Origin of the sequence: Treponema sp. (assembly GCF_024696245.1) — a bacterium.
GTDB lineage: Bacteria > Spirochaetota > Spirochaetia > Treponematales > Treponemataceae > Treponema_D.
Map to the genome: position 1 here is coordinate 1 of NZ_JAILGZ010000119.1, position 2,523 is coordinate 2,523.

Consider the following 2,523-nt stretch of genomic DNA (forward strand, 5'->3'; position numbering starts at 1 on the left):
TATATAGTTCAATTTGATATGTACCCATAATTCTGGACACATATCACAGGAGGTGCATTTTTTTTTACTTTTTTTTTATTTTACACTTCCTTACAAGTACTCATCTTTTAAAAAATTATTAACATAAAAACAATTCAAGTACAAATAAGGCACAGCAGCATCCTGCAGCCGTTACTATAAGACTGGAACCTAAAAATGCAAGAAGCACTCCCAGTAAAAAAGTAATTATTCCGGCAAGAAGAGACTGGGATGTTTCTATCATGGCAGGAAAGGTCATAACAGCCAGGGTTACATAGGGAACATAATAGAGAAAAGACTTAATAAACCTGCTGTTTACGTTTTTTCTCATAAACAGAAGGGGTAAGACCCTTATGGCATAAGTAACAAGGGCAGAAACCATTATATAGACGTAAATGTTATTCTTCATCAGATGCTCCTTGAGAGTCCCTCAGCGGGCTGATAAAGGCCATTACAGCGGAAATTACAAGGGTAAGGACCACAGTCCTCATTCCCCCGCTTATAGTCCTTACATAGGGCAGTACTGAAGATAAATAGCTTAATACAAAGCTGGATATTACACAGGCTGCCACTGCCTTATCTTTTTTAACCGGGGGAATTATAATTGCAAGAAACATCCCGAATAAAGCTACTGACAGGGCACTTACTACCCTCAAAGGAAGAATTGTACCTGCACAAACACCTATAGCAGTAGCTATGGACCAGGCTGGAACTGCTATTGCTATAATTCCATAAGTATAGAAAGGGCTGTAGTTTTTCTGGGATACAGAAAGGGCAAATATTTCATCGGTTATACCAAAACCTGTAAAAAAACGATGCAGGATATTAACCGAAGGTGCAAATCTCTGGCTTAAAGAACAGCTCATTAAAAAATAGCGGATATTAATTACAAAGATTGAAAGGGCAAGTTCTGCATAAGTTACCCCTTCCCTTATGGATTCAAATAAGGAATATTCCCCTGCAGAAGCTGTATTAAGCAAACTGGCAAGAAATCCCTGAAAAGCAGACAGTCCGGAATTACGGGCAACAATTCCCAGTGAAAAGGCAACAGCAAAATATCCTGACGCTACAGGTATACCTTCCTTTAATCCTTTTGCAAAAAAATGTGCCTTATCATTCATAAAAAAATATAATTCCTTTGAATATGCCTGAAAATAAAAAAACCGCTGACTCATTTGAATCAACGGTTTAGCATCTCCTACGGGAATTGAACCCATGTTGTCGGGATGAAAACCCGATGTCCTAACCACTAGACGAAGGAGACATACAGCGCTTGCTGAATGATTAGATAATATACTATGGGATAATTTTAGTCAATAGCAAAATCAAAAAAAATTAAATTTTTTTTGATTTTTTTTTACATTCCCATATCGAATTTTTCCATTACTTTTTTCTTAAGGGCAATGACATCATTATCCTTAAGACCAAGCTTTTCTGAATTGGCAATGTCATTAAGTGCTTCTTTATAATTGCCCAGATTATAATAAGCCAAAGCCCTGCGGTAATAAACATGACTCTGGTATGAATCTATATCCAGGGAACGATTAAAACAGTCTATTGCTTCTTCATTTTTTTCCTGAATACTATAAACAATGCCCTCATAATAAAGGGACCTGAAGCTTTTAGGATCATTGGCTATGCTGTTCTTAAAGTCACTAAGGGCTTCGTCATATTTTCCCTGAGCAAAATAAGCCATTCCCCTGTGCTTAAAAATTACACCAAGTACAACAGCCGGAGGCTCAGGTTTTGATTCTATAATTCTTGTGTATATAATCTGGGCTTTATGAAAGTTGCCCATATTATGTTCATGCAAGGCAGAAAGTACCAGGTCGTCAATACTGGCATTTTTATCAATTGAAATCTCTTCCTCTTTAGGAACTAAAACCTTTCCAACTGCAGCTTCCGGTAAAAGAACTTCACTTGTAAGATCATCAGCCTTTTCGTAAAAAGTATTTCGCCTTGTTCCAATTTCATACTGAAGTTTATTCTGATAGTCACGGATTTCCTGAAAAATCATATCCGCAAGGGTCAGACTGGCATTGATTGAAGCAAGCTTACGCCTTAAAGGTTTATCAAAAGGGTTAAACTCTGATTTATAAATAAGTTCATGTTCTACTTCTGCCCATGCATCCTGAAGAATTGTCCTGATTTGAATTTCGCATACAACTTCTTCCGGTAATACAGGTTCTGTAACTTCCGGCATACAGTCCTGGGGAATCTTTACCAGAATGTGAATTGATTCATATCCAAACTCACGGAAAGACTGCTCTGCCCCTTTTTTTTCTATTTCTTTAACATCAAAATTCTGACAAATCTGTTTTTGAACTTCTGATAAGTCTTCAAGAAAAGCACATATTACCCTTATACCCATCATATCTGTCAGGGTAACAAAATTTTTATTATCATCACCAAGCTGGTCATTTTTTTGCCGGAGAATTTTTTTGTAATAACTGCCAAAAGACTTTATACGGGTCTTATATGTAGGCTTTGAATTGAGCTGTATTA

Annotated in this window: 3 protein-coding genes and 1 tRNA gene; all 4 read right to left on the minus strand. The window is 36.8% G+C overall.

What is annotated here, in order from left to right; all coding sequences use genetic code 11:
• Positions 1-118: 118 nt before the first annotated feature.
• Positions 119-427, minus strand: a complete 309-nt coding sequence (locus K6D58_RS08335) for an AzlD domain-containing protein (protein WP_296829623.1) — start codon at positions 425-427, stop codon at positions 119-121.
• Complete coding sequence (locus tag K6D58_RS08340; RefSeq protein WP_296829625.1) at positions 417-1,139, minus strand: AzlC family ABC transporter permease; 723 nt, start codon at positions 1,137-1,139, stop codon at positions 417-419. Before K6D58_RS08340 ends, K6D58_RS08335 begins: the two co-directional genes overlap by 11 nt.
• A gap of 71 nt (positions 1,140-1,210) precedes the next feature.
• A tRNA-Glu gene (locus tag K6D58_RS08345) sits at positions 1,211-1,282 on the minus strand.
• 93 nt (positions 1,283-1,375) lie between these two features.
• Positions 1,376-2,523 (minus strand): tetratricopeptide repeat protein (locus K6D58_RS08350; protein ID WP_367182347.1); only part of this gene is annotated, 1,148 nt, incomplete at its 5' end.